The organism is Amycolatopsis sp. NPDC047767, from assembly GCF_040704195.1.
Taxonomy (GTDB): Bacteria; Actinomycetota; Actinomycetes; order Mycobacteriales; family Pseudonocardiaceae; genus Amycolatopsis.
Genome location: NZ_JBEYSJ010000002.1, coordinates 513,841 through 540,659, shown reverse-complemented (window position 1 = coordinate 540,659; position 26,819 = coordinate 513,841). Strand labels below are relative to the sequence as shown.

Annotated in this window: 22 protein-coding genes; 12 read left to right on the top strand and 10 right to left on the bottom strand. The window is 72.5% G+C overall.

All coding sequences use genetic code 11. The annotated features are described in order from the left end of the window. Positions 1 to 13: 13 nt before the first annotated feature. The 3 genes from secF to AB0878_RS05730 all read left to right on the top strand — a co-directional run bounded on the left by secF (position 14) and on the right by AB0878_RS05730 (position 4,333). A complete protein-coding gene (gene secF / locus AB0878_RS05740) occupies positions 14 to 1,267 on the top strand; it encodes a protein translocase subunit SecF (protein WP_366577006.1) in 1,254 nt (417 codons plus the stop codon). Between the two features lie 5 nt (positions 1,268 to 1,272). Continuing rightward, positions 1,273 to 1,791 (top strand): adenine phosphoribosyltransferase, encoded by a 519-nt coding sequence (locus tag AB0878_RS05735; RefSeq protein ID WP_366576869.1) that lies wholly within the window; start codon positions 1,273 to 1,275, stop codon positions 1,789 to 1,791. Between the two features lie 178 nt (positions 1,792 to 1,969). Next, positions 1,970 to 4,333 (top strand): bifunctional (p)ppGpp synthetase/guanosine-3',5'-bis(diphosphate) 3'-pyrophosphohydrolase, encoded by a 2,364-nt coding sequence (locus tag AB0878_RS05730; protein WP_364058943.1) that lies wholly within the window; start codon positions 1,970 to 1,972, stop codon positions 4,331 to 4,333. On the opposite strand, the gene AB0878_RS05725 is transcribed toward AB0878_RS05730, so the two are convergent. Further along, positions 4,309 to 5,172, bottom strand: coding sequence for an alpha/beta fold hydrolase (locus tag AB0878_RS05725; protein WP_366576867.1), 864 nt, complete (start codon positions 5,170 to 5,172; stop codon positions 4,309 to 4,311). The two genes, AB0878_RS05730 and AB0878_RS05725, sit on opposite strands and share 25 nt — an antisense overlap. Before the next feature lie 73 nt (positions 5,173 to 5,245). On the opposite strand from AB0878_RS05725, the gene AB0878_RS05720 reads away from it, so the two are divergent. After that, complete coding sequence (locus tag AB0878_RS05720; RefSeq protein ID WP_366576865.1) at positions 5,246 to 6,025, top strand: enoyl-CoA hydratase-related protein; 780 nt, start codon at positions 5,246 to 5,248, stop codon at positions 6,023 to 6,025. Positions 6,026 to 6,043: 18 nt separating this feature from the next. Here AB0878_RS05720 and AB0878_RS05715 read toward each other — a convergent pair whose 3' ends face one another. Further along, positions 6,044 to 6,829 (bottom strand): aminotransferase class IV, encoded by a 786-nt coding sequence (locus AB0878_RS05715; protein ID WP_366576864.1) that lies wholly within the window; start codon positions 6,827 to 6,829, stop codon positions 6,044 to 6,046. A gap of 18 nt (positions 6,830 to 6,847) precedes the next feature. Continuing rightward, a complete protein-coding gene (locus AB0878_RS05710) occupies positions 6,848 to 7,735 on the bottom strand; it encodes a peptidylprolyl isomerase (protein WP_366576862.1) in 888 nt (295 codons plus the stop codon). A gap of 146 nt (positions 7,736 to 7,881) precedes the next feature. Here AB0878_RS05710 and AB0878_RS05705 point away from each other — a divergent pair, with 146 nt between their 5' ends. Both AB0878_RS05705 and AB0878_RS05700 read left to right on the top strand, forming a co-directional pair. Next, a complete protein-coding gene (locus AB0878_RS05705; RefSeq protein ID WP_366576860.1) occupies positions 7,882 to 8,457 on the top strand; it encodes an MBL fold metallo-hydrolase in 576 nt (191 codons plus the stop codon). 5 nt (positions 8,458 to 8,462) lie between these two features. Continuing rightward, entirely contained in the window at positions 8,463 to 9,119 is a 657-nt protein-coding gene (locus AB0878_RS05700) for a hypothetical protein (RefSeq protein ID WP_366576858.1), read from the top strand. On the opposite strand, the gene AB0878_RS05695 is transcribed toward AB0878_RS05700, so the two are convergent. The 3 genes from AB0878_RS05695 to AB0878_RS05685 form a co-directional block, all read right to left on the bottom strand. Then, positions 9,091 to 9,378, bottom strand: coding sequence for a hypothetical protein (locus tag AB0878_RS05695; protein WP_366576856.1), 288 nt, complete (start codon positions 9,376 to 9,378; stop codon positions 9,091 to 9,093). The genes AB0878_RS05700 and AB0878_RS05695 overlap by 29 nt on opposite strands. A gap of 101 nt (positions 9,379 to 9,479) precedes the next feature. Then, on the bottom strand, positions 9,480 to 11,093 hold the full coding sequence (locus AB0878_RS05690; RefSeq protein ID WP_366577004.1) for a YibE/F family protein: 1,614 nt from the start codon (positions 11,091 to 11,093) through the stop codon (positions 9,480 to 9,482). Between the two features lie 580 nt (positions 11,094 to 11,673). Continuing rightward, positions 11,674 to 12,651: a GlxA family transcriptional regulator gene (locus AB0878_RS05685; protein WP_366576854.1), complete on the bottom strand. Its 978-nt coding sequence runs from the start codon at positions 12,649 to 12,651 to the stop codon at positions 11,674 to 11,676. A gap of 98 nt (positions 12,652 to 12,749) precedes the next feature. Here AB0878_RS05685 and AB0878_RS05680 point away from each other — a divergent pair, with 98 nt between their 5' ends. The 5 genes from AB0878_RS05680 (at position 12,750) to AB0878_RS05660 (ending at position 18,818) form a co-directional block, all read left to right on the top strand. Further along, complete coding sequence (locus AB0878_RS05680) at positions 12,750 to 13,451, top strand: DJ-1/PfpI family protein (protein ID WP_366576852.1); 702 nt, start codon at positions 12,750 to 12,752, stop codon at positions 13,449 to 13,451. 753 nt (positions 13,452 to 14,204) lie between these two features. Continuing rightward, positions 14,205 to 17,165, top strand: coding sequence for a BTAD domain-containing putative transcriptional regulator (locus AB0878_RS05675; protein ID WP_366576850.1), 2,961 nt, complete (start codon positions 14,205 to 14,207; stop codon positions 17,163 to 17,165). A 98-nt stretch (positions 17,166 to 17,263) separates the two neighbouring features. Beyond that, positions 17,264 to 17,770 (top strand): hypothetical protein, encoded by a 507-nt coding sequence (locus tag AB0878_RS05670; RefSeq protein WP_366576848.1) that lies wholly within the window; start codon positions 17,264 to 17,266, stop codon positions 17,768 to 17,770. Positions 17,771 to 17,956: 186 nt separating this feature from the next. Beyond that, positions 17,957 to 18,307 carry an STAS domain-containing protein gene (locus AB0878_RS05665; protein ID WP_366576846.1) on the top strand — a complete coding sequence of 117 codons (351 nt, stop codon included), beginning with the start codon at positions 17,957 to 17,959 and terminating at the stop codon, positions 18,305 to 18,307. Positions 18,308 to 18,419: 112 nt separating this feature from the next. Then, positions 18,420 to 18,818, top strand: coding sequence for an SPW repeat protein (locus AB0878_RS05660; RefSeq protein ID WP_366576844.1), 399 nt, complete (start codon positions 18,420 to 18,422; stop codon positions 18,816 to 18,818). Here AB0878_RS05660 and AB0878_RS05655 read toward each other — a convergent pair. Together AB0878_RS05655 and AB0878_RS05650 are read right to left on the bottom strand one after the other, a co-directional pair. Then, the gene (locus AB0878_RS05655; RefSeq protein WP_366576842.1) at positions 18,802 to 20,235 is read right to left on the bottom strand and encodes a DNA polymerase ligase N-terminal domain-containing protein; all 1,434 of its coding nucleotides are present in this window, start codon (positions 20,233 to 20,235) and stop codon (positions 18,802 to 18,804) included. The genes AB0878_RS05660 and AB0878_RS05655 overlap by 17 nt on opposite strands. 50 nt (positions 20,236 to 20,285) lie before the next feature. Next, a complete protein-coding gene (locus tag AB0878_RS05650) occupies positions 20,286 to 21,035 on the bottom strand; it encodes an SRPBCC domain-containing protein (protein ID WP_366576841.1) in 750 nt (249 codons plus the stop codon). A 120-nt stretch (positions 21,036 to 21,155) separates the two neighbouring features. Between AB0878_RS05650 and AB0878_RS05645 the strand changes: the two genes are divergently transcribed. Next, complete coding sequence (locus AB0878_RS05645) at positions 21,156 to 22,904, top strand: pyruvate dehydrogenase (RefSeq protein WP_366576840.1); 1,749 nt, start codon at positions 21,156 to 21,158, stop codon at positions 22,902 to 22,904. An 82-nt stretch (positions 22,905 to 22,986) separates the two neighbouring features. On the opposite strand, the gene AB0878_RS05640 is transcribed toward AB0878_RS05645, so the two are convergent. Together AB0878_RS05640 and AB0878_RS05635 are read right to left on the bottom strand one after the other, a co-directional pair. After that, positions 22,987 to 24,876, bottom strand: coding sequence for an ABC transporter ATP-binding protein (locus AB0878_RS05640; protein WP_366577002.1), 1,890 nt, complete (start codon positions 24,874 to 24,876; stop codon positions 22,987 to 22,989). 116 nt (positions 24,877 to 24,992) lie between these two features. Beyond that, on the bottom strand, positions 24,993 to 26,726 hold the full coding sequence (locus AB0878_RS05635; protein ID WP_366576838.1) for an ABC transporter ATP-binding protein: 1,734 nt from the start codon (positions 26,724 to 26,726) through the stop codon (positions 24,993 to 24,995). Between the last annotated feature and the right edge of the window lie 93 nt (positions 26,727 to 26,819).

The following is a 26,819-nucleotide window of genomic DNA, read 5'->3' as shown; positions in this document are numbered from 1 at the left end:
GGGCGTCGAAGACCTGGGCACGGACGCCGAGGCGGGCGCCGGCAAGGCCACCCCGTCCGGCAAGACCCCGTCCGGCAAGAAGGAAAGCGTCTTCCACCGGCTCTACGTCGGCACGGGCGCGTTCGACATCGTCGGCGCGCGCAAGCGCTGGTACATCTTCTTCGCGGCGCTGGTGCTCGTCAGCATCCTTTCGATGCTCATCCGCGGCTTCAACTTCGGCATCGAGTTCGAGGGCGGTACGCAGATCCAGCTGCCCGCCCACGGCGCGCACGGCGAGATCACCACTTCGCAGGTGACCGAGTCGTTCACCAAGGCGCTGGGCAAGGAGCCGTCGGAGACCCAGAGCGTCGGCACCGGCAACGCGAAGACGATCCAGATCCGCTCCGAGGCGCTGCCCGTCGACCAGGTCACGAAGGTGAAGCAGCAGCTGTTCACCGACCTGGCGCCCGAGGGCACCAACGGCCAGCCGAGCGCGCAGGCCATCAGTGACAGCGCAGTGAGCGCGTCGTGGGGCGGGGAGATCTCGCGGCAGGCGCTGATCGCGCTCGCGGTCTTCCTCGTCGCCGTGGTGATCTTCCTGGCGATCTACTTCGACACGCGGATGGCCGCGGCGGCGCTGATCTCGCTGATCCACGACATCGTGGTCACGGCGGGCGTGTACTCGCTCGTCGGCTTCGAGGTCACGCCGGCGACGGTGATCGGCCTGCTGACCATCCTCGGGTTCTCGCTGTACGACACGGTGGTGGTGTTCGACAAGGTCCGCGAGAACACGCGCGGCCTGCTCGGCCTCACCCGCCGCACGTACGCCGAGGCGGCCAACCTGGCGTTGAACCAGACGCTGATGCGGTCTTTCAACACGGCGTTCATCGCCCTGCTGCCGATCCTCGGCCTGCTCATCGTCGGGTACGTCCTGCTCGGCTCGGGCACGCTGCAGGACCTGGCGCTCGTGCAGCTGACGGGCACCCTGGTCGGCGTGCTGTCGTCGGTCGCGCTCGCGACGCCGCTGCTGGTCGACTTCAAGATGCGTGAGCCGAAGTACCAGCAGCAGGCGCAGCGCGTCGCGGCCCGCCGGGCCAAGGCCGCCGCTCGCGAGGCCGAGGGCGAGGACTTCGACGCGACGGACGACGACGCCCTGGCCGCCGAGCTGCGCAAGGAGAAGGCGATGGCCGCGGCGGCCGGCGTCCCGGCCCGCACTCCGAAGGCGCGTCCGCAGAACAAGCCGCGCCGCGCCGGTGGCGGCGTGTCGTCGGCGAAGCGGAAGCGCTGAGCCGGATGGAGCTGGAAAAGGCCCTCGGCCTGATCGCCGAGGTGCCGGACTTTCCCGAGCCCGGCGTGCTGTTCCGCGATCTGAGCCCGCTCTTCGCGGACGGCCCCGGGTTCGCCACGGTCGTCGACGCGCTGGCCGGCACGCTCACCCCCGGGGTCGAGCTGCTGGCCGGCGTCGAGGCCCGCGGTTTCCTCCTCGCCGCGGCCGTCGGGTACTCCCGCGGCCTCGGCGTGGTGCTCATCCGCAAGCCCGGCAAGCTGCCGTCGGTGGCCGGCCGGGTCGACTACGCCCTCGAATACGGCACCGCCAGCGTGGAGCTGCCGGCCGGCGTCGTGCACCCCGGCCAGCGCGTCGGCGTGATCGACGACGTCCTCGCCACCGGTGGCACGGTCGCCGGGACGGCCAAGCTGCTCGAAGACGCCTGCGCCGTGGTCGACGGCGTGTCGGTGGTGCTGGAGCTCGCGGCGCTGGGCGGCCGCGGCGTGCTGGCGGGCCGCCGGGTCGAGGCGCTGCAGGTCGTCTGACCCCGCGTCACCAGCGCGAACGGCCGGGAAGCCGGGACGCGCGTGCTGCGTTGAAGAAGACGTGGTCCCGCCGGTGCTCGGCGGCGCGCCGTCTGCCGATCGGACGTAGGCGGCGAGGCCACGCGGTCGAACGGCTACCCTGGGGGTTCGAAGGCCGCACGAGCAGCAGGAGGTGCGGGTGAGCCAAGAGCTCGACGCCGCGGTGCCCGCGAAGCCGGTGCCCGCGAAGGATGGCTCCGGTGCGCGCGGTGCGCAGTCGGTACCGCCGCCGAAGGCGAACGGGGCCGCGCCCAACCCGTCGGCGACCCGCCGGGTGCGGGCCCGGCTGGCCCGGCGCATCACGGCCCAGCGGGCCGCGCCCGTGAAGCAGGTGCTCGAGCCACTCGCCGTGATCCACCGCGAGCTGCACCCCAACGCGGACCTCGCGCTGCTGCAGCGCGCCTACGACGTCGCCGAGGAGCTGCACCGCGACCAGCGGCGCAAGTCCGGTGACCCGTACATCACGCACCCGCTCGCCGTGGCCACGATCCTCGCCGAGCTGGGCATGGACACCACCACGCTCGTCGCGGCGCTGCTGCACGACACCGTGGAGGACACGGGCTTCTCGCTCGACCAGCTGAAGGCCGACTTCGGCGACAAGGTCGGCGAGCTCGTCGACGGCGTCACCAAGCTGGACAAGGTCAAGCTCGGCATGTCGGCCGAGGCCGAGACGATCCGCAAGATGGTCATCGCCATGGCGAAGGACCCGCGGGTGCTCGTGATCAAGCTGGCCGACCGGCTGCACAACATGCGCACCATGCGGTTCCTCCCGCCGGAGAAGCAGGCCCGCAAGGCCCGCGAGACGCTGGAGGTGCTCGCTCCGCTGGCCCACCGCCTCGGCATGGCGACGGTCAAGTGGGAGCTCGAAGACCTCGCGTTCGCGATCCTGCAGCCGAAGAAGTACGACGAGATCGTGCGGCTGGTCGCCGATCGCGCACCTTCGCGCGACACCTACCTGCGCAAGGTGATCGCCGACCTGACGGGCAACCTCGTGTCGTCGCGGATCACCGCGAAGGTCGAAGGCCGGCCGAAGCACTACTACTCGATCCACCAGAAGATGATCGTGCGCGGGCGCGATCTCGACGACATCCACGACCTGGTGGGCGTGCGGATCCTCGTCGAGGACGTGCGCGACTGCTACGCCGCCATGGGTGTCGTCCACGCGCTGTGGCAGCCCGTGCCCGGCCGGTTCAAGGACTACATCGCCCAGCCGCGGTTCGGCGTGTACCAATCGCTGCACACCACCGTGATCGGGCCGGACGGCAAGCCGCTCGAGGTGCAGATCCGCACCTACGAGATGCACCGCACCGCCGAGTACGGCATCGCCGCGCACTGGCGGTACAAGGAAACCAAGGGCACCCACAGCGGCAACTCGATGGACGTCGACGAGATCGCGTGGATGCGCCAGCTGCTCGACTGGCAGCGTGAGGCCGCGGACCCGGGTGACTTCCTCGAATCGCTGCGCTACGAGCTGGCCGCGCGCGAGATCTTCGTGTTCACGCCGAAGGGCGACGTGATCACGCTGCCGGCGGATTCCACGCCGGTCGACTTCGCCTACGCCGTGCACACCGAGGTGGGGCACCGCTGCATCGGCGCCCGCGTGAACGGCCGTCTCGTGGCGCTCGAGCGCAAGCTGGAGAACGGCGAGAACGTCGAGATCTTCACGTCGAAGGCGGAGAACGCCGGCCCGAGCCGCGACTGGCTGCAGTTCGCCGGTTCGCCGAAGGCGCGCGCGAAGATCCGCCAGTGGTTCGCGAAGGAGCGCCGCGACGAGGCGATCGACGCGGGCAAGGAAGCGATCACCAAGGAGATCCGCAAGGTCGGGCTGCCCATCCAGCGGCTCGTCTCGGCGGAGTCGATGGGCTCGGTCGCCAAGGAGCTGCGCCACGGGGACATCTCTTCGCTGTACGCCGCCGTGGGGGAGGGCCACACCAGCGCGAAGCACGTGGTGCAGCGGCTGGTCGCGCTCATCGGCGGCGTCGACGAGGCGGAGGAGGAGCTCGCCGAGCGGGCCACGCCGTCCACCGTCACGCGGCGGCGCGGGTCCAACGACGTCGGCGTGATCGTGAAGGGCGCCAGCGATGTGTGGGCCAAACTCGCCCGTTGCTGCACCCCGGTGCCGGGCGACGAGATCCTCGGGTTCGTCACGCGCGGCGGTGGCGTGAGCGTGCACCGCACGGACTGCACCAACGCCGACGACCTGCGCACCCAGCCCGAGCGGCTGGTCGAGGTGGAGTGGGCGCCGTCGTCCTCGTCGGTGTTCCTCGTGGCCATCCAGGTCGAGGCGCTCGACCGGCACCGGCTGCTGTCCGACGTCACCAAGGTGCTGGCCGACGAGAAGGTCAACATCCTCTCTGCGTCGGTCACGACCTCGCGCGACCGCGTGGCCGTGAGCCGGTTCTCGTTCGAGATGGGCGACCCGAAGCACCTCGGCCACGTGCTGAAGGTGGTGCGGGGCGTCGAGGGTGTGTACGACGTCTACCGGGTCACGTCGGCTTCCTGATCGGCGAAGAACGAACGGAGCGCCTCGGTCACTTCGGCGGGGCGCTCCATCGGCGGCAGGTGGCCGGTGTCGGGCAGGTCGAGCCGGGTCGCACCGGGGATTTCGTGCTCGAACCGGTCGGCCAGTTCGAGCAGGCCTGAGCCGTCGGCGAGGCCGATGATCACGAGCGTGGGCGCGGTGATCTCGGCGAGGCGGTGGCGGGTGTCCGGGACGTCCTCCGTCCACTTCGGATCGGTCCACTCACGGCGGTAGACGCCCTCGCACAGCGCGAGGGCGCGGGTGTAGAAGTCCTGGTCCACGTCCGCTCGTGTCCGATGTGGACCGACGACGAGGTAGCGGACGTTGGCGTCGGCGATGGCCCGGACGTCCTCCTCGTCGACGCGTTCGGCGGTGTGGTCGAGGTAGCGCTCGAGCTTCTCCCGCGGCACCGCGGCGCGCATGGCTTCACGGCTGTCCGACGCCATGGGCTCGGGCCACTCGTGCCCGGACAGCCCGGCGCCGACGAGCGCGATCCGGGTGACGCGTTCGGGCGCGGCCAGCGCGGCGTCGAGCGCGTAGGCGCCGCCCATCGACGAGCCGGCGAGCGCGGCCCGGTCGATGCCGAGCGCGGACATCAGCGCGAGCAGGTCGCGGTGGTGGGAGACGGTGCCTTCGGCCGCCTGCGAGTCGCCGTGGCCGCGGCGGTCGTAGCGGATCACGCGGTGGTGCTCGGCCAGGGCCGCAAACTGGTGATCCCACATGCGCCGGTCGGCGAGTCCGGCGTGCAGAAGTACCACCGGCGGGCCTTCGCCGGCCTCGTCGTAGCCGAACCGCACGCCGTCGACCTCGATCATCCCCATGGCGGCCACGCTAGCGCGGCGAGCTGGTCACAGACGCGGGTTTCGCGCTGGGCGATCCCGCTAGGGTGCTGGCATGACCGACGGATTCGAGTTCACGCGCGACGGTGAGGTCGCGCGGCTGACGTTCGCCCGGCCGGAGAAGATGAACGCCATCACCTACGACATGTGGTCGGCCATCCCGGGCGTCGTCGCCGAGGTCGAGGCCGACCCGGCGCTCAAGGTCCTCGTGCTCACGGGCGCGGGCAAGCACTTCTCGGCCGGCGCCGACATCAGCGAGTTCCGCGACCTGCGCTCCACCGCCGACGGCGCGGCCACCTACGACAAGGCCGTCGACGGCGCCGTGGCCGCCCTGACCTCGATGCGCAAACCGTCCGTCGCCATGATCCAGGGCAACTGCATCGGCGGCGGCTGCCAGCTGTCGGTGGCGTGCGACTTCCGCTTCGCCTCGGAAGACGCGCGCTTCGGCATCACGCCCGCCAAGCTGGGCATCGTCTTCCACTTCGACTCGACCCGCCTGCTGGTCTCCCTCGTCGGCCCCGCGAACGCCCGGTACCTCCTGCTGTCCGGCGAGCTCATCGACGCCGTCCGCGCCCGCGAGATCGGCCTCGTCAACGATCTCCACGCCGCCGAAGGCCTCACCGCGGCCACCGCGGCCTTCGTGGAAACGCTGTGCTCGCGTTCGCAGGCCTCGATCCGCGGCATGAACCGGATCATCGAGAAGATCGTCGCGGGCCAGCAGACCCCGGACGACGAAGTGGACGCCATCCGCCTCGCCGCCCTGCACGGCGAGGACTACGCGGAGGGCGTCGACGCGTTCCTGAACCGCCGGCCGCCGAAGTTCACGTACCGCTGAGGACGCTGGGGGCGCCGCTCAGATCTCGTCCCAGGGCGCACTTTCGTACGCCTCGGCCAGCAGCCGCGCGACCGCCGGGTCTCTGCGCAACGCCACCCCGTCGACCGACGCGACGGGCCGTCCGATCGTTTCGGAGTTGGTGAGGAACACGGCGTCGAAACCGGGGAGCTCGCGGGGGTGGACCGGGCGGGTCACCTGCGCGACGCCTGCGGCGCCCAGCCGTTCCTTCAGCAGCAGGTAGGTGATGCCCGGCAGCACCGCTGCTTCGGGCCACACGATGGTGTCGCCTTCGAGGAACCCGAGGTTCCAGATGGATGCTTCGCTGAGGTGTCCACTGTGGTCGATGAACACCGCGTCGTCGTAGCCCGCGAGCGCAGCCTGGCGCGAGTGGTGGATCAGGCCGAACGTGCCGGTGTGCTTCACCTCGGGCAGGTCGCGTTCATACCGCACCGACTTCAGCCGGATCGGGTCGGCGACGTGCTCGTGCGGGGGACCGGTGCACACGAGGATTTCGGGCGCCATGACGGGAGCTTCTTCGCCGGCGTAGGAAGAGATGTGCACGCGCACGGACAGCGCGCCCTGCCCGGCGACGAGTTTGCGGACGTAGCCGCGGACCTGATCGAGGTCGAGTTCGCTGCCGAACAGCAGGCGGGTGCTCGAGGCCAGGCGCGTGAGGTGCAGGTCGAGGCCGCGGACTCGGCCGGCGCGGACCTGCATCGCGGTGAAGTGGCCGTAGCCGCCCAGAAAACGAGCGAGCTGAACGGCGCCGGGTTCGGCGCCGTTCAGCTCGAACGGGAAGGACACTGAGCCTCGAGAGAACAATCAGGCCGCGACGTTGACGGCCGTGAACTTGACCTGCTTCTTCGGCTCGCCGGTCGCGCCGTCCTGGCCGACGGTGCCGATGCCCGTCTTGGCGATCGCGTCGAGGACCTTGAGGCCGTCGTCGGAGATGCTGCCGAAGATGGTGTAGTTCGGGGGCAGCTCGGCGGTGCCGTAGACCATGAAGAACTGGCTGCCGCCCGAGTTGGGCTGGCCCGTGTTGGCCATGGCGAGGATGCCGCGGCCGTACTTCTCGCCGTCGATGAACTCGTCCGGGATGGTGAAGCCGGGGCCGCCGGTGCCGTCGGTCGTCACGTCGCCCTTGGCGTTCGGGTCGCCGCACTGCAGCATCTGCAGGTCGGTGACGCCGAGGCGGTGGCAGATCGTGTCGGTGTAGAAGCCCTGCTTCGCCAGGCTCACGAACGCTTCGACGGTGCACGGCGCGAGCGCGCGGTCGAGCGTGATCGGGATGTCGCCGACGGTGGTCTTCATCGTGATGTCGACCTTGCCCTGCGACGACACGTTCTTGCCGTCCGGCGCCGTGGTCTTCTTCGGCGGCGGCGCGCTCGTCGTGTCGGCCGGGTACGAGCACGTGGTCGGGTTCGGCAGGGCCTTCGGCCGCGTCGGCAGCGCCGTGCGCTGCGTCGGGATCTGGCCGACGGTCGGCACCGGCGGCGCCGAGCTCGACGGCGGCGGGGTGGCGGCCGCGGTGGCGTCGTCGCCACCGCCGCTGTTCACGACCCACACGACTACGCCGGCCACGATGAGGACGACACCGCCGACCACTCCAGCGCCCACGATCTTGCGTCGCTTGGCCCGGTCCCGCCGGCGCTCGATCTGCCGCTCGAGTTTCCGCTTAGCGGCTTCACGGCGCTGCTGGTTGGTCGCCACCCGCCCTCCAGTTCAGGCTCGATGTCACACGTCTGAGGTAGCGGCAGTGTATGGGCACAGCCTGTGAGGACTCTGTACAGGGGCCGCTAGTCTCGATCCGATCGTGATCGGCGCCGCTTCGCAAACACCGGGACTGGAGGGGTTTGGTGCTCGTCGTCGGGTTCGCCGCGGGTCCACTGCGCGCGAACTGCTACCTGCTCGCCCCCGAGCCCGGCGGCGAGTGCGTCGTGGTGGACCCCGGGCAGGAGTCCGCGGAACCACTGGCGGCCGCGCTCGCCGAGCACGGGCTGACGCCGGTCGCGCTGCTCGCCACCCACGGTCACCCCGACCACGTCGCCGGCGCCGCCGGCCACGACCTCCCGCTGCACCTGCACCCGGCCGACCGCGAGTGGTTCGCGGGACCGTCGGTGGCCCTGGCCGAAGGCTCGCTCGAAGTGGCGGGTCTGGTGCTCGACGTCGTGGCCCTGCCCGGCCACACGCCGGGGTCGGTCGCGTTCGCCGGGCAGGCGAGCGAAGGTGGCAGGCTGGTGCTCACGGGGGACACCTTGTTCGCCGGGTCGATCGGGCGCTCCGACGGCTCCGGCGCCGACCTGGAGAGATCGTTGCGCACGAAGCTGCTGACCCTGCCCGACGACACCGTCGTGCTGCCGGGCCACGGGCCCGCCACGACCATCGGGCGCGAACGCGCGACCAACCCCGCACTCACGGCGGCGGAGGCGTGACGGGCATGACCGAGCAGGACGGCGTCAAGGGCGCCCCGGAACGGCTGCCGCTGTTCGCCGAGGACGCGAAGCTCACGCGCCGCCGCGCGTGGTCCGGGTTCGTCGGCGCGGTGATCGTGGCCGCGGCGTTCGGGGGCATCGCGGGCCTGATCGGCGGCCAGCTCGCCGGCCTGATCGTCGCGGTGGTCGTGGCGCTTCCCCTGCTGTACATCGTGCTGTACACGCTGCGCCGCCGGATCTGGCTGGAAGGCACGACGCTGGTCGTGCGCACGTGGGGCGTCCGCCGCATCGGGCTCGTCGAGGCGGAGCGGCTCGACATCGTGATCGGCGACGTGCGCGGAACCCGCACGGTGAGCCTGCTCGTGAACGCGGGCAAGCGGCGCAAGACCGTGAAGGTCGACCTCGCCGTGTTCGCCGGCACGGGCGGGCGCGAGCTGGGTGCGCTGCAGCTGCGCCGCGTCGCCGACGCGCTGCTGAACAACACCGAGGCCAACGGGCTGGTGTTCTCCGAGCTGCTGGTCGCGGAGCTGCGGTCGGAAGCGCGCGGCGACGCCGTGGCCGAGCGGCCGCTGTACCGGCTCGCGTCGGCCGCCCCGGCCGGGCGCTACATCCAGCGGTTCCCGATGGAAGCCGTCAGCCGCTTCGTCGCGACGCTGGAGTGACCGCCGGGGTGACGCGGTCCTTCGAGGCCTCTTCCATGCCGTCGACGCGCGCGCGGATCTGCTCCACCTGGTCGGCGAGGTCCGGCAGCTCCTCGGCGACGTAGGCGAGCAGGCGCTCGAGGTGGCGCAGCGTCGCCCGCACGTCGTCGAGCGCGGTCGCGATCCGCGGGACGGTCTCGGCCGCCTCCAGCACCGCCGAAAACAACCGCCGGACCAGGTGCACGGTGACCCGCGGTCCCGCCAGTACGGCTGAGAACACGACCCCTCCTCGGGTACGGATGTACTCGCCTCGGTCGCGGACTTCGTACCGCAGCCACCGGGTCGGGTTCCGGCCGGGGTTCGCTCGTGTTACTGGTGTGACTACGGCGTATTCGTGGTGCTCACGAGGTGGTCGACGGGCTCGCGCGCCGCGATCAAGGCCGCCAGGATCGTCGTCACCGGCACCGCCGCGACGATGCCCACGGAGCCCGCGAGCGTGCGGATGATCTCCGACGCGATGTCCTCGCTGCCGAGCAGCGCGCCGAGCCCGACGCCGGAGATCGACGAGTAGAGCAGCACCGGCAGCGCGGCACCGGCGTAGGCCATCACCAGGGTGTTCACGGCCGAGCCGACGTGGTCCCGGCCGATGCGCAGGCCGGAACGGTAGAGCTCGCGCCAGCCCAGCGCCGGGTTCGCGCGCCGCAGCTCCCAGACGGCGCTGGTCTGCGTCACCGTCACGTCGTCGAGGACACCGAGCGCGCCGATCACGATGCCGGCGAGCAGCAGGCCGCGCGCGTCGATGCCGTGGCCGAGCGAGCCGATGAGCGTGGACGTGCTGTCGTCGAGGCCGGTGAGGGAGGCGCCGACGGAGAAGATCGCCGACAGGATGCCGATCAGCGCGAGGCTCACCAGCGTGCCGAGCACCGCGACCGACGTTCTCGCCGACAGCCCGTGGGTCAGGTACAGCGCGACGAACATGATCGCGCCGGCGCCCGCGATCGCGACCAGCAGCGGGTTCTCGCCGGCGAGGATCGAGGGGAGCACGAACAGCACGATCACCACGAAGCTCAGCACCAGCGCGACGAGCGCCGCGAGCCCCTGCCAGCGGCCGAGCACCAGCACGGCGAGGGCGAACAGCGCGGCCAGCAGCACGAGCGGCGTGCCGCGCTGGAAGTCGACGAGCTGGAACGACGCCGGGTCGGTGGCGTTGCCGCCGTTGTAGGCGAGGACCACGTTGTCGCCGGTGGAGAAGCGCGGCGTGCTCGGCTCGATCGGCACGATGAGCCGCAGCGGTTTCCCGTTGCCGGGGCCGTCGGTCATCGTCAGATCGACGGTGAGGCACGGCTTCTGGTCGGGATCGGTGTCCGCGCCCACCTGCACCTGGCCGTTCGCGAGGCACGGCCCCGTGGCGGTCGCCGTGATCGACGCCTGCACCGGCGTGCCCTGCGGCACCACACTCGTCGGCGACGCCTTGCCCCACGGGTACAGCACGATCATCCCGACGACCGTCGCGAGGGCGAGCGGGATGAGCAGCACCATGAGCAGCTTGCGCACCCGGGTGGAGGCAGGGGCGGCGGGGCCGTGGCCATGTCCGTGCCCATGACCGTGGCCGTGCGCTTTGGCGGTGAGCGCGGCACGGAGGCCCTTGCGGGCGGTGGGTTCGGGGGTGGCGTCGGGTTCCGGCGCGTCGCCCGGGCTCACGGCGGTGCGGGGGCGGCGGCCGGTGGGGGGAGGCGTGTCACCGGTGCGGCGGCCGGTGGACGGCCGGCCGCTCTCGGCGTCGAGCGAGAAGGATTCGCTTGGGGCGTGCGAGGTTTCGCCGTCGCGGCGCGCTTGTCCCTGGGTTCGGCGGGTGGGTGGGAGCGGGGTTTCGCCGGTGTGGCGGCCTGTGGACGGCGAGCCGCCGTCGGTGTCGGGTGGCCAGGATTCGCTGGTGGTGCGCGGGGTTTCGCTGTCGCGGCGTGCCTGCCCTGGGGTGCGGCGGGTGGGTGGCAGCGGGGTTTCGCCGGTGTGGCGAGTGCCGGGGAGCGGAGTTTCGCCGGTCCGGCGCGAGGTTTGACCGCCCCGGCGGCCGGTCGGAGGCGGGGTCTCGCCGCGGCGGCGTGGGGGCGCTGGGGTTTCGCCCGTCTCGCGGCCGGCGGGGGTTCCCTCGGCGTCGCGGGGCGGCAGCGGAGCCTGCCCGGTTCGGCCGGCTCGAGGGGATTCGGCCGTGCGGTGGCTCGCCGGGGGTGGGGTGTCCCCGGTGCGGCGGCGGGCCGGCGTCTCGCCGGCGCGGCGTGGTGGCAGGGGGGTTTCGCCCGTGCGGCGGCCGGCCGGGTTGTCGCCGGAGCGGGGCGTGGCGCGGCGCACCGGCTCTTCGGCGCCGGGCCAGGCCGGTTCGTCGCCCGTGCGGGGGCGGCGGGGCCGGGCGGGGGGCGCGGAGGAGTCGTCGGCGACGCGGCGGATGGGGCCGGTGTCGGCGGCGTCGTCGAAGTCGGCGGGGTAGTCGGGCGGTGCCACGGCGCACATCCTGCACTCCGGCCGTGGCCGTCACCCGTACCGGGTGGGGACGACCCGGTCGTATCCGGCGTTTCGCTCAGCCGAGGGCCTGGCGCAGGTGCACGCGGCGGTAGGCGGACGGCGGGGTGTCGAAGTGGTCGAGGAAGGCCTGGCGCAGCGTCTCGGTGGAGCCGAAGCCGCAGCGGCGGGCGATGGCCGCCAGCGGCAGGTCGGTGCCCGCGAGGAGGCGGGCGGCGTGCTCGGCGCGGACGGTGCGCACGTACTTGCCGGGCGTGGTGCCGAGGTGGGCGTCGAACAACCTGGTCAGCTGGCGGGTGCTGATGCCGGCCTGCCGGGCCAGCACGGGCGTGCCCAGGTCGTCGCCCAGGTGTTCGGCGACGAACGCGGTGAGGTCGCGCACCTGCCGGTGCTCGGGCGGCGGGCCGGACAGGAACATGCTCACCTGCGCCTGGTTGCCGGGGCGCTGCAAATACGTCACGAGGGCGCGGGCGGCTTCGCGGGCGAGCGTCGGGCCGTGGTCCTCCTCGACGAACGCCAGCGCGAGGTCCAGTCCGCTGGTGACGCCGGCCGAGGTGTAGACGTCGCCGTGGCGGATGAACAGCGGCACCGGGTCCACCCGCACCGACGGGTACTTCGCGGCGAGCTGCGCCGCGTACGCCCAGTGCGTGGTCGCGCGGCGGCCGCTCAGCAGGCCGGCGGCCGCGAGGACGGTGGAGCCGGTGCAGACCGACGCCGTGCGCGTGCTGTCGCGGGAGAGCCGGCGGACGTGTTCGAGCAGGCGCTCGTCGGCCGCGGCCGCGCGGTGACCGGTCCCGCCGGAGACGACGATCGTGTGCAGCGGCCCCGAAACCTGGTCGAGGCGCACGTGGGGCGTCAGCGTGATGCCGGACTGGCAGCGGAACGGGTGTCCGTCCACAGTGGCCAGCCGCAGGGCGTAGCCGGGGCGCGCGCCGAGCCGGTTGGCGGCGTCGAGCGCGTCGGAGACGCACGCGATGTCGAGCAGCTCGGCGTCGGGGTACCCGACGATCACGACCTGCCGTTCCGGCCCCGGCATGATCGAACGTTAGCAGGTCAGCAGGCCGATCGACATGGTTCGCAGGATTACGGACATCGCCCTCCTCTCTGCGCGCTCGCGGGGGCACGGTGGGAGGCATGACCGAGAAGACGTTCGCCTTTGTCCTCTACCCCGGCCTCACGGTGCTCGACCTCGTGGGCCCGCTCCAGGTGCTGAGCGCGTTCGCCACGGCGGAACCGGACTTCCGCGTGGTGGTCGTGGGCGAGACCCTCGACCCGATCGGCACCGACACGCCCCTGCGGATCGCGCCCAGCCACACGTTCGCCGACATCCGCGAGCCCTACGGCGTCCTCGTCCCGGGCGGCTCCGCGCCGACCCTGGAGGCGCTCGCGAACCGGCCGCTGATCGACTACCTGGCCACGACCGCCCGCACGGCCGAGCTCATGACGTCCGTCTGCACGGGTGCCCTGCTCCTCGGCGAGGCCGGCCTCCTCGACGGCCGCGAAGCCACCACCCACTGGATGTTCCGCGACCTGCTGCGCGCGTTCGGCGCCACCCCGGTCGCCCGCCGCTGGGTCGACGCCGGCCCCGTGATCACCGCCGCGGGCGTCTCGGCGGGCATCGACCTGGCCCTGCACCTCGTCGACCGCCTCGCCGGCCCCGACGTCGCCCGCACCGTCCAGTTCGGCATCGAATACGACCCCGAGCCGCCACTGGGCCCGCTCGACTGGGAGACCGCGCCGCACGGTGCGCTGAAGCCGTTGCTGGAACACACCCTGGGTGACCACGTGCTGGCCGACCGGCCCGACCTCAAGGCGAAGCTGCTCGCACACGCCTGAGCCGGACGCCGGTGTGGGGGGACCGTCCACGCCGACGCCCGGTCGGGGGCGCTGTGACGGTGGCCGGCTGACTCGGCGGCCGCGGCGCGGCGGGAGTGAGCGCGGCGGGACCGCTCGCGCGGGCCGCACAGGATCGTGGGGCGTGGCACGGCGTTCGGCGAACGGCCGCTCGCCGAGCGGTGGTCGAGCGCGACGGCACGATTCGCGATGAGCTACGTCGGCCGGGCGAGCCGCGTAGCCCACCAGCCGGCCTGTCGGCCGTGGGCTGGCGCGAAGGGACCGTTCGCGCGGACTGCTGAGGCCGATCACCGTGCGAGGCGCAAGCTCGCCCGGCCTGCTGGCCAAGGGCTGGAGTGAAGGGACGGTTCGCGCCTGGTTGCTCAGGTTGAGCGCGGCCCGAGCGCGTGCCTGCGCGGTTGCAACGGCGAGTCGGGCCGAAGGGATCGTTCGTGCCCAACTGATCAGGCCGGCCACCGCGCGAGGCGCATGGTGGCCTGGGTGTAGGCGAGGGCCGGCGCGGGGGGACCGTTCGCGCCCGGGTGCCCAGGTTGAGCGCCGCCCCTTGGTGCGTGGTCGCGCGGGTGCAACGGCGGGCCGGCGCGAAAGGACCGTTCGCACCAACCCCGCCCCGAGCACCCTTCCAACGGGGTGGGCCATCCGGGTGAGGGCCGCCCGAACCGGCGGGAACGGAGGGTCGCGCAGGTACTTTCGGGGCGCTCGATCAGGTGACGTGCGGCCCGTGGGGAGCTTGCGGTGCGGTTCCAGGTCCTCGGTCCGCTGGCGGCGACCGTCGCGTTGCCGTCGGCGGCGCAGCCGCGGCGGTTGCTCGCGTTGTTGCTCGCGCGGCCCAACGAGGTGGTCGGGCGGGCGACGATCGTCGACGAGCTGTGGCCCGACGGGGCGCCGCCGAGTGCGGCGGCGATCGTTCAGGTGACGGTGTCGAAGCTGCGCAAGGCGTTGTCGCCCGGGCTGGCGGCGGACGACCCCGCGCAGCGGCTCAGGTCGGGGCCGCGCGGGTACGCCCTGAGCGTGGCCGAGGGGGAGCTCGACGCGGCGGAGTTCGTCGCGCTGGCGTCGGCCGGGCTGGCGGCGGAGGACGCGAAAGCGAAGCAAGCGCTGCTCACCCGGGCGCTCGCGTGCTGGCGGGGTGGGGCGTTCTGCGACGTCGCGACGGGACCGCTCGTCGAGGCGCACGAGGTGTGGCTGGAGGACCGCCGCCGGACGGTCCTCCTGCAGCTGGTGGACCTGCAGCTCGCCGAGGGCGACGGGCAGGCCGTGGTGCACCGGCTCGCCCCCGTGGTGGCCGCGCGGCCCGCCGACGAACGGCTCGCCGGCCGCCTCGCCGGGGCGCTGGCGGGGCTGGGCCGCCGCGACGCCGCGCTCGACGTGCTGCGCCGCACGCGCCGCGCGCTGTGGGACGAGGCCGGCGTGGTGCCGGGGCCGGAGCTCGACGCGCTGTACCGCCGCATCGCCGGCGCCGAGTGGACGGCAGGCGGCCCGCCCGCGCAGCTGCCCGCACCCGTGCCCGACTTCACGGGCCGCGCAACGGAACTCGCCGCCGTCTCGCGGCACTTGCGCACGCCCGCGCCGGTCGTGGTCCACGGCGCCGCCGGGGCGGGCAAGAGCGCGCTCGCCGTGCAGGCCGCGTGGCGGGCGCGGCGCCGCTTCCCCGACGGGCAGCTCGTGGCCGACCTCGCCACCACCGAACCCCGCGACGTCCTCGTCGCCTTCCTGCGCGCCCTCGGCGCCGCCACGGCCGAGCTCACCGGCGACCTCACCGCGCTCGTGGCCGCCTGGCGCAGCCACACCGTCGACCGGCGCCTGCTCGTCCTGCTCGAAAACGCGCGCACCGAGGCCCAGATCCGCCCGCTGCTGCCGAGCGGCTCCGGCTGCGGCGTCCTCGTGACGGCGCGGCGGCCGTTGCCGGGATTGGTGGCGGCAAGGCCCGTTCCCGTCGGTGAACTGTCCACTGTGGACGCCACGACGCTGCTCACCGCCGTCGCCGGCGAAGCGCGGATCGCGGCCGAGCCCGCCGCCGCCGGCGAAGTGGTCGCGCGCTGCGCCGGGCTTCCCCTCGCGCTGCGCGTCGCGGGGCTGCGGCTCGCCACCCGGCCCCATCTCCGGATCGCGGACCTCGCCGCCCGCCTCGGCGACGACCGTCGCGCCCTCGACGAGCTCGCCGCCGGCGACGTCAGCGTCCGCGCGGCCGTCCTCCCGGCCCTGCGCGACTGCCCGGGCGAAGACCGCGATCTCCTGCGCCTGCTCGGCTTGTTCCGCCGGCCCGTGCCCGACTGGTGCGCCGCCGCGCTGCTCGCCACCCGCCCCGCCGAAGCTCGCGACCGCCTCGAAACCCTGGCCGACACCCACCTCCTGGTCGCTGACGAGCACGGCCGCCACGGCGTGCCCCGCTTCGTTCGCCTCGGCCTCGCCCGGCTGCCCGGTGAACCCGACCCCGCCGCGGTCGACCGCGCGCTCGAAGCCGTCCTGGCCCTCGCCGAACGCGTGCTTTCCGTACTGGACAAGGGTTTCGAACCGGCCGGACCGCCGTTCGCGCAGCCGGACGTCGCCGCGGCCCGCCTCGCCACCGCCGACCCCGACGCATGGCGCCGCCGGGAAACCGAGCTCGTCGCCATGGCCGCCCGGCTCGCCGGCCGCCACCGCCGGCACGCACTGGCCGCCCGCCTTTCGGACGCGTGCGCGGCCCTGGCCGGCACGCCGTGGCTCGGCCGCTCCGCGAGGGCGGTCTCGGTCGTCGGCCTCGCCGCGGCCCGCCGCCTCGGCGACCGCCCGGCCGAGGCGGGCAAGCTGTTCACCCTCGCCTCCGTCCACTGGCAGCTCGGCCGCTCGCGCCAGGCCCGTACCTACTTCGCCCTGGCCGGCGCGCGCTTCAAAGCCCTCGGTGACCCGCGCGGCCGCGGCGCCGCCCTGGTCGCGCTGGCCGACCTCGACGCCGACGCCGGCCAGGCCGAGCTCGCCGTCGAAGAGCTGCGCGAAGCCCTGGAACTCCTGCGTGCGTGTGGCGACGTCCGGGGCCAGGCCATCGCGGCCGCGCAGTTCGGCGGCCTGTCGGAGGACCTCGGCGACGTCCGCCGGGCCGGCGAGAGCTTCGAAGCCGCGCTCCTGCTCGCCGGCGACTGCGCGGGCCGCTGGCACGACCAGGTCGCCAAGCGCTACGCCGACGTGCTCCGCCGCCACGGCCGCACCGACCGCGCGGCCGACCTGCTGACGGGCGCGCTCGGCGGCGCCGTCCGCACCCGCGAACGCCACTGGGAGGCCCACGTCCTGCGCAGCCTCGGCGACCTCCACACCGACGCCGGCGAGGTCGCCGAAGGCGAACGCTGCCTCACGCGTTCGCTCGACCTGTTCGAGCAGATCGGCCACCGGCACGCGGCCGCCTACACCCACCGCAGCCTCGCCGAGACCCGCCTGCGCGCGGCCGACCCGGCGGGCGCGCAGCAGCACCTGCGCCGCGCCATGGCCGTGTTCCGCGACCTGCGCGACCGCCGCGGCATCGGCTACGCGCTGCTGAGCCTCGGCAAGCTTCAGGCCCGCGCGGGCGAAGCACCCCGGGCCCTCGCCGGCGCCGCGGACGTCTTCCGCGAGCTCGGCTTCCCGCTGTGGGAGCTGCGCGCGTTGCGCGAGCTCAACGCCGCTTCGAGTGATTCACCCGCCGGCGACCGGGCCCGTGAAGTCTTGGCGAAGATCAGGACCTGACGCACACGCCGGCGTCGCCGCGGCACCGGCGTTTGGCGTTCGTATGGAGCCGCGCACTTGGCTTCCCCTCGTCGAAAGTCCCCACGAGGAGGCAAGTCATGCGCATTCCTCCGATGCTGCCCCAGGCGGCCGTCGGACTGGCCGCCGCGGCGGCCATGACGGTGCTCGGCACGGCCGCGGCTTCGGCCGCGCCCGCCGTCACCAAGCTGACGCAGGCCCAGGCGGCGTCGCAGCTGTCGGCGGCGGGTGTCACGCACTCGTCCAGCGGCGGGTGCACCACGCGGTCGAACTCCACCTGCACGTCGTTTGAGCAGATCAACCAGACCACCGTCAGCGGCGTGATCACGCTCAAGCGCGCCAGCGGCTGCGCGATCAACATCACCGGCGGCACCGAGGTCGGCCACGCCTCGGGCACCTACAGCCACTACAACGGCTACAAGGTGGACATCTCGCACAACAGCTGCATCGACGGCTACATCAAGAACAACTTCTCCTACATCGGCCTCCGCGGCGACGGCTACCCGCAGTGGCAGGCCCCCTCCAGCAACCTCTACTGCGACGAGGGCAACCACTGGGACATCACCTACTACACCACCGGCGGCTGATCGGACCGGCCGCGCGGCCGGCCGGGGACTGCCCACCACTGAGGGCGATGGGCAGTCCCCGGCCCGGCCCAGCAGCACCGATGACCGTTCCGCACCCGTTCGCTCACTCTGGGTGATTCGTGAGGTCGCCCACGCGTGCGCCGCACGGGGGTTGACCGCATCCGCGGAGCGCGTACCGTCGAACCAATGCCCCAGCGCCGAGGGGATTCCGGCCTCACCCTGCTCACCACCGTCCGCGACGACCTCGTGCTCGTCACCGCCGCGGGCGAGATCGACGCGGCCTCGGTCGGCGACTTCCGGACGGTGCTCGCCGAAGCGTGCGTGGTGGGGGAGAAGCTCGTGGTCGACCTCTCGCGCGTCGGGTTCCTCAGCTGCGCCGGCCTGCGCGTGCTGGAGGAGACGAGCCGCACGCGCCCCGCGTTGTCCGTGGTCGCGACCGGACGCCTCGTGCTGCGGGTCTTCGACGTCACAGGCGCCGCCCAGGCCCTGGACGTGCGGCCGCGGCTCGTGGACGCCTGCGCGGCCGCCCGCGCCTAGACCGGCCGCCGAACGGGTGGAGATCACCCGGGCCCGTGCGAGCCCCGCCGATCGTGGGTACTCCACTCGTGAACCCGATCAAGGGAACCCGACTACGGCGAGGTGATCCGGGATGTCCACCACGACCGAACGCACCGGCGCGAACGGCGCCGTCGGCGCACTGGTCGGCGGCGCCGCCGGGCTGGCCGTGCTGGCCGGCCTGTACTTGATCATCGGCCCGTGGCTCGCGCGGTTCGGCGGCGCGGCCGAGCTCGCGATCAGCAACACGGTGGCCGGTCTGGCGATCATCGTGCTCGCCGCCGTGCGAGCGCGCACCACGCGCCCGCAGGCCCTCACGTGGGTTCTGCCGGTGCTCGGCGTCTGGGCCGCGGTGTCCCCGCTGGTCCTGCGCTACGGCGACGAGACCGCGCCCTCGGCGGGCGCGCTGACGGGCAACCTCATCGCCGGCGCCGTCGTGCTGCTGGCCGGCATCGCGCTGTGCCTGCGCCGCCCGGCTACCCGGGCTCGCTGAGCAGCCCGCGCCAGCGCGGCGCGGACTTCGGCCCGTGCACGACCTCCGCGGCGAGCACGGGCCGCACCCAGCGCGCGTCGGGGTGGTCCGGCACGTCGGCGAACGGCGGCTCCGGTTGCTCCAGCTGCGCGAGCGCTGCGGCGAGCGAGCCGAGTTCCTCTTCGGAGAAGCCGACTCCGACACTGCCCGCGTAGCGCAGGCCGGCGCCGTCGGGCACGGCCAGCAGCAGTGACCCGAACGTCCGTGCTCGCCGGCCGCCGCCGGGGCGCCAGCCCGCGATGAGCACCCGGCGTACGTCCGGCGACTCCACGAACAGCCAGTCGGTGTTCGCCCGGCCCGGCCGGTACGGGCTGCTCCGGCGTTTCGCGAGAAGGCCGGGCAGGCCGTGGTCGCGGCTCGCCCGCGCGACCGCGCCCCCGTCGCCGAGGTGGGTCGGCGGCACCTGCCAGTGGTCGCCGGCGAGGCCCAGGTCGTCGAGCAGCTCGCGGCGTTCCACGTAGGGCAGGTCGAGCCGCGAGCGGCCGTCGAGGTGCAGCACGTCGGAGACGAAGAAGAACGCGGGATGCCGGTCCCCGAGCCGGCGCGCCGTCGCGGGGTCCGCTTCCGCCCGGCGGCGCAGCCCCTGCGGGTCCGGCCGGCCCGCGGCGAACACCACGATCTGCCCGTCCAGCAACGCTTCCGTGGAGCCCAGCTGCGCGGCGAGACCACGTAGCTCCGGGTAGCGCGCGGTCACGTCGGCGCCGGTCTCGTCGACGGCGGTCACGCGTGCGCCGCCCGCGCGCACGAGCGTGCGCCGACCCGGCCACGCGAACTCGTAGGCCCAGTCCCCGTCCTCGGCCGCCGGCGGCATGCGTCCCGGCCGGGCGGGCATCGGCGCCAGGAAGCGCGGCGTCTCCTCGTGGCCGGGCTCGGCGGGGTCGAGACGGCGCAGCCGCCAGCCGTCCGTCCCGTCGGCCTCGGCGCCGCCGCGGTCGAGCTCGTAGCGGCCGCGCAGGCGTTCGCCGTACAGCACGAACTCGATGTGGTGGGCCTGCCAGTGCACGGTTTCGTAGCGGCCGCGGTCCCACGTCTCGACCGTTCCGGCGCCGTACTCGCCGGCCGGGATCTCGCCTTCGAAGTCCGCGTAGTCCACCGGCTGGTCGTCGATGCGGATGGCAAGGCGCCCGCGGCCGGGGGAGCGGGGCAGACCGCGGGGGACGGTCCACGACGTGAGCACGCCTCCGCGTTCCAGGCGGAAATCCCAGTGCAGCTGCGACGCGCGGTGCTCCTGGACCACGAACACGCCACCGTTCTCGACCGGGTGCCGGTCGGCAGGATGCGTCTCGACGGGATGGTGGTCGACCGGGTGTTCGAGGACCGGTTCGGAAGCCTGGCCGAGTGCGCGTCGGCGCCGGCGTTCGGCGAGTTCGTCCGCCATCGCAGGCGTGGCACCCCCGTCCCTTCGGGTGCGCCCACTTTAGCGGCCGCTCACGCCAGTACGCGCTCCAGCCACGCCTGCCAGGCCTTGCTTTCCTGGTCGACGTCGGCGTCGGCGGCGAACAGGTGGTGCCCGATCGCGATCGGCATCCCCAGTCCCGACCGCTCGTGGAAGCGGTAGAGCGCGTCCGGGGTCCGGATGCCCGCGTAGTGCGGGGTCGTGTAGTCGAGGATTCCGTCGACCGTCCCCACGCCGTCGACCGCGAACCGCACCGGCCGCCCGGCCTCGGGTGTGTCCGGCAGTCCCAGCGCGTGCACGAGCTTCTGCCAGGCATCGAGCGAAGCCGACGGCTCCGGGCCGCTCGCGATCACGAACCGCGCGCGGCGGCCGGGGAAGTGCCGCAGGAGCTGGCCGAGCGTGTGCAGGTACATGTCCCAGCCGCGGCTGAAGCCCTCGTGGTACTCCTCGCCCCAGTCCTGCGCGGTGAAGCCGTGGTGGATGAAGCGCAGCACCGACGTGCCGCCCTCGGCCGCCTCCACGAGGAACTCGAACGCGTCGAAGCTGCCGTCGGGCGCCGGCGTGGCGCGGTAGGCGAAGCGCCGCGGCGGCTCCCATGTGGTGATCTCGGCTTCGCTGGTGAACTCGCCCATGGTGAAGCGGACGCGCCGGGCCTGCGCGTCGACCTCGTGCTTGCCCATGAACCACGAGTCGATGCCCGGCCCGGTGGCCACGGCGTCCCACACGTCCTCCGGGGGCGCGGGCAGACGGACCTGCTTGGTTACGTCGAACTCGTGGGTCATGACCGGTTCCTCCTCACCTGACGGGAATCCCACCGTGTCATTGACAAGAATAGTTGTCAAGGGCGAGCGACGTTCACCGGGAGGTGCGAGACTGCCGGGGAACCGAGGAAAGGACCGCTCATGGCGACCGTGGCCGACCAGCTGATCGACGTTCTCGTGCAGTCCGGCGTGCGCCGCATCTACGGCGTGGTGGGCGACAGCCTCAACCCCGTGGTCGACGCCGTGCGCCGCACCGGCGGCTCGGCGCGCGGCGGGATCGACTGGGTGCACGTGCGCAACGAGGAGGCCGGCGCGTTCGCCGCGGCCGCGGAGGCGCAGCTCACCGGCGAGCTGGCCGTGTGCGCGGGCAGCTGCGGCCCGGGCAACCTGCACCTGCTGCAAGGGGTCTACGACGCCCACCGCTCGGGCGCGCCGGTGCTCGCGCTCGCGTCGCACATCCCGTCGACGCAGATCGGCACCGGCTTCTTCCAGGAGACGCACCCGCAGCAGCTGTTCGCGGAGTGTTCGCACTACTGCGAGCTGGTAAGCGGACCGGAGCAGATGCCGCGGCTCGCGCGGATCGCGGTGCAGAACGCCGTGGGCCGGCGCGGCGCGGCCGTGCTGGTGCTGCCCGGCGACGTTTCGCACGAGTCCGCCGTGAACCCGACGGGCGTGTCCGCGCCGCTGGGCACGCCGCCGGCCATCGTGCCCGCCGCGGCCGACGTCGACCGGCTCGTGGAGCGGATCAACCGCGCCGAGAAGGTGATGATCATGGCCGGTGCGGGCTGCCGCGATGCCCACGAAGACCTCCTCGCGCTGGCCGACACGATCGGCGCGCCCGTCGGGCATTCCCTGCGGGGCAAGGAATACGTGCAGTACGACAACCCGTTCGACGTCGGCATGAGCGGCCTGCTCGGCTACGGCTCCTGCTACGACGCGATGCACGAGGCCGACCTCGTGCTGCTGCTCGGCACCGACTTCCCGTACGACACGTTCCTGCCGCAGCGCAACACCGTGCAGGTGGACATCGACCCCGCCCGCATCGGCCGCCGCTCGGTGCTCGAGTTCGGCGTGCTGGGCGACGTCGGCGCCACGATCCGCGCCGCGCTGCCGCGGCTCCGGCGGCGGGAGGACCGCTCGTTCCTGCACAGCATGCTGCACAAGCACGAACGCAGCCTGCAGCGCGTGGTCGACGCGTACACCAGCGACGTCGCGCAGCGCGTGCCGCTGCACCCGGAGTACGTCGCCGACATCCTCGACGAGGAGGCCGCCGACGACGCGGTGTTCACCGTGGACACCGGAATGGGCAACGTCTGGGCGGCCCGCTACGTCACGCCCAACGGCCGGCGCCGGCTGATCGGCTCGTTCGTGCACGGCAGCATGGCCAACGCCCTGCCCCACGCCATCGGCGTGCAGTCGGCCGCGCCGGGCCGCCAGGTCGTGGCTATGTGCGGTGACGGCGGGCTGGCGATGCTGATGGGGGAGCTGCTCACGCTGAAGACCCACGCGCTGCCCGTGAAAGCCGTGGTGTTCAACAACTCCTCGCTCGGCATGGTGAAGCTCGAGATGCTCGTGGACGGCCTGCCGGAATTCGGCACCGACCACGACTCGGTCGACTTCGCCGCCATCGCCCGCGCGTCCGGCCTGCATTCGCGCCGCGTCGAGAAGCCGGCCGATGTGCGCGACGGTATCCGCGAGATCCTCGACCACGACGGCCCCGCGGTGCTCGACGTCGTGACCGACCCCAACGCGCTGTCGATCCCGCCGAACATCACCGCCGCCCAGGTACGCGGCTTCGCGCTCGCCGCGAGCCGCACCGTCCTCGGCGGTGGCGTGGGCAAGATGCTGCAGCTCGCGAAGTCCAACCTGCGCAACGTGCCCCGCCTGTAAAACACGGCCCGGAAAAGAGTCCGGGGCGGCGCCGCCGTGGTTCACCACAGCGGCACCGCCCCGGACCGAGCACCTCGAACGATCAGTCCGTCTCGGCCATCGCCTCGGCGAACTGCGCCGCGTACAGACGGGAGTACGCGCCGCCCGCGTGCAGCAGGGTTTCGTGGTCGCCCTGCTCCACGATGCGGCCCGCCTCCATCACGAGGATCACGTCGGCGTCGCGGATCGTGGACAGGCGGTGGGCGATCACGAAGCTCGTGCGGCCCTCGCGCAGCGAGTTCATCGCGCGCTGGATGAGCACCTCCGTGCGCGTGTCCACGGAGCTGGTCGCCTCGTCGAGGATGAGGATGGCCGGTTTCGCGAGGAACGCCCGCGCCACCGTGATCAGCTGCTTCTCGCCGGCGCTGACCGAGCCGCCCTCGTCGTCGAGCACCGTGGCGTACCCGTCGGGCAGGGTGCGCACGAAGCGGTCGACGTACGTCGCCGTGGCCGCTTCGACGACCTGCTCGTGGGTCACCTCGTCGGCCCCGTAGGCGATGTTCTCCTCGATGGTGCCACCGAACAGCCACGCGTCCTGCAGGACCATGCCGGTCTTGTCGCGCAGCTCCTCGCGGTCCATCTTCGCGATGTCCACACCGTCGAGCGTGATGCGCCCGCTGTCGATCTCGTAGAACCGCATGAGCAGGTTCACCAGCGTGGTCTTGCCGGCACCGGTCGGGCCGACGATCGCGACGGTCTGGCCCGGCTCCACCGTGAGCGAGAGGTCCTCGATCAGCGGGGTGTCCTCGAGGTAGCGGAAGGACACGTCGTGGAACTCGACCTTGCCGTGCACCACGGCCGGGCGCTGCGGGTCCGCCGGCTCGGGCTCCTGCTCCTTCGCGTCGAGCAGCGCGAACACCCGCTCGGCCGAGGCGACACCCGACTGCAGCAGGTTCGCCATGCTCGCGATCTGGGTCACCGGCTGGCTGAACTGGCGCGAGTACTGGATGAACGCCTGCACGTCGCCCAGCGTCAGGCTGCCCGACGCCACCCGCAGCGCGCCGATCACGGCCACCAGCACGTAGTTCAGGTTGCCGATGAACATCATCGCCGGCTGGATCGTGCCGGAGATGAACTGCGCCCGGAAGCTCGCGTTGTACAGCGTGTCGTTCTGCTCGCGGAACGTCGTTTCCGCCTCTTCGCGCCGGCCGAAGACCTTCACCAGCGAGTGGCCGGTGTACATCTCCTCGATGTGCGCGTTGAGCTTCCCGGTCGTCGCCCACTGCTTGATGAACTGCGGTTGCGCGCGCTTGCCGATCTTGGCCGCGATGAACACCGACGCGGGCACGGTCAGTAGCGCGATGACCGCGAGCAGCGGGGAGATCAGGAACATCATCACCAGCACGCCGATCACCGTCAGCACCGACGTGACGATCTGCGAGAGCGTCTGCTGCAGCGACTGCGCGAGGTTGTCGATGTCGTTGGTGACGCGGCTGAGCACCTCGCCGCGCGGCTGGCGGTCGAAGTAGCGCAGCGGCAGCCGCGCCAGCTTCTCCTCCACGTCGCGGCGCAGCGAGTACACCGCGCCCTGCACGAGGCTCGTCGTCAGGCGCGCCTGGATCAGGCCGAAGAACGACGCGATCACGTACAGCGCCAGCACGATCAGCAGCACCTGGCCCACGGCCGTGAAGTCGATGCCCTGGCCCGGCACGATGTCGGCGCGCGCGAAGATGTCCGCCAGCGTGGTGTTGCCCTGCGCCCGCAGGCCCGCGACCACCGCGTCCTTCGTGACGCCGGCGGGCAGGTTCTTGCCGATCACGCCCGCGAAGATCAGGTCGGTGGCGCGCGCGAGGATCTTCGGCCCGATCACGGTCAGCGCGACGCTCAGCGTGCCGAGCACCAGCACCCCGATCAGCGCCGCGCGCTGCGGCCGCAGCAGGCGCAGCAGCCGGGCCAGCGACCCCTTGAAGTCCATGGCCTTCTCCGGCGGCATGCCGCCGGCCATGAACCGCCCCGGCCCCGCGGCCGGCGCGACGTTCTTGTTCCGCGCCGCCGTCGGCCGTTCGCCGACCTCCGTCGCGACGGCTCCCGTGGTGCCCTCTTCCTCGCTCACGCCGCCTCCTGCTCGGTCAGCTGCGAAAGCACGATCTCGCGATACGTTTCGTTGCCGTCCATCAGTTCGTGGTGGGTTCCGGTGCCGACGACGCGCCCGTCGTCGAGGACGATGATGCGGTCGGCGCCCCGGATGGTGCTCACGCGCTGCGCGACGATGACCACCGTCGCCTCGCGGGTCTCGTCGGTCAGCGCGCGGCGCAGCGCCGCGTCGGTGGCGTAGTCCAGTGCGCTGAACGAGTCGTCGAACAGGTAGATCTCCGGTTTGTGCACCAGCATCCGCGCGATGGCGAGCCGCTGGCGCTGCCCGCCCGAGACGTTCGTGCCGCCCTGGGCGATCGGGGAGTCGAGCCCCTGGGGCATCTTCTGCACGAAGTCCTTGCCCTGCGCCACTTCCAGCGCGTGCCAGAGCTCCTCGTCGGTCGCGTCGGGGTTGCCGTAGCGCAGGTTGCTCGCCACCGTGCCCGCGAACAGGTACGGCTTCTGCGGAACCATCCCGACGGCCGAGGCGAGCACCGCCGGGTCGAGCTCGCGCACGTCGACGCCGTCCACGCGGACGGTGCCGGCGGTGGCGTCCATGAGCCGGGGGATCAGGTTGAGCAGCGTGGTCTTGCCGCTGCCGGTGCTGCCGATCACGGCGGTGGTCTCACCGGGGCGCGCGAGCAGCGAGATGTCGCGCAGCACCGCCTTCTCCGCGCCGGGGTAGCAGAACTCGACGCCGGTCAGCTCCAGCACGCCGTGCACGCGGCCGGGGGAGACCGGCTTCAGCGGCGGGCGGACGCTCGACTCGGTGTCGAGGACCTCGGAGATGCGCTCGGCGCTCACCTCGGCGCGCGGCACCATCATGAACATGAACGTGGCCATCATGACCGACATCAGGATCTGCAGCAGATAGGCCAGGAACGCGGTGAGCGCGCCGATCTGCATCGAGCCGCTCTCGATGCGGTGCCCGCCGAACCACAGGACCGCGACGCTCGAGACGTTGACCACCAGCATCACGGTGGGGAACATCAGCGCCATCAGCCGGCCGACGCGCAGCGACACGGTGAGCAGCTCGTCGTTGGCCTGGCCGAAGCGCTCGCGCTCGCGCTTGTCGCGCACGAACGCGCGGATCACGCGGATGCCCATGATCTGCTCGCGCATCACCTGGTTGATCTTGTCGATGCGCACCTGCATGAGCCGGAACGCCGGGCGCATGCGGGCGATGATCAGCCCGACGGCGACGCCCAGCACGGGCACGATCACCAGCAGCAGGGACGAGAGCGGCACGTCCTGGTTCAGCGCCAGGACGATGCCGCCGACGCACATGATCGGCGCCGACACCATCAGCGTCAGCGTCATCAGCACGAGCATCTGGACCTGCTGCACGTCGTTGGTCGTGCGGGTGATGAGCGAGGGCGTGCCGAACTGGCCGACCTCGCGGGCGGAGAAGTCCTGGACCCGGTGGAACACCGAGCCGCGCACGTCGCGGCCCAGGGACATGGCGGTGCGCGCGCCGAAGTAGACGGCGCCGATCGAGCCGGCGATCTGCACGAGCGTGACCAGCAGCATCATCCCGCCGATCCGCATGATGTAGCCGGTGTCGCCCTTCACGAGCCCGTTGTCGACGATGTCGGCGTTGAGCGTCGGCAGGTACAGCGCGGCGAGGGTCTGGATCAACTGCAGGACGACGACCAGCCAGATGGCCGTCTTGTAGGGGCGCAGATGACTGCGCAACAGGCGGATCAGCACGGGTCGGTTCTCCCCCAGGGTGGTGTTCTGCGGTGGTGTGTCCGGTTCGGACGGTTCGGTTGTGGAATTGTGGTGCGGTTCGGGCGGTTCACG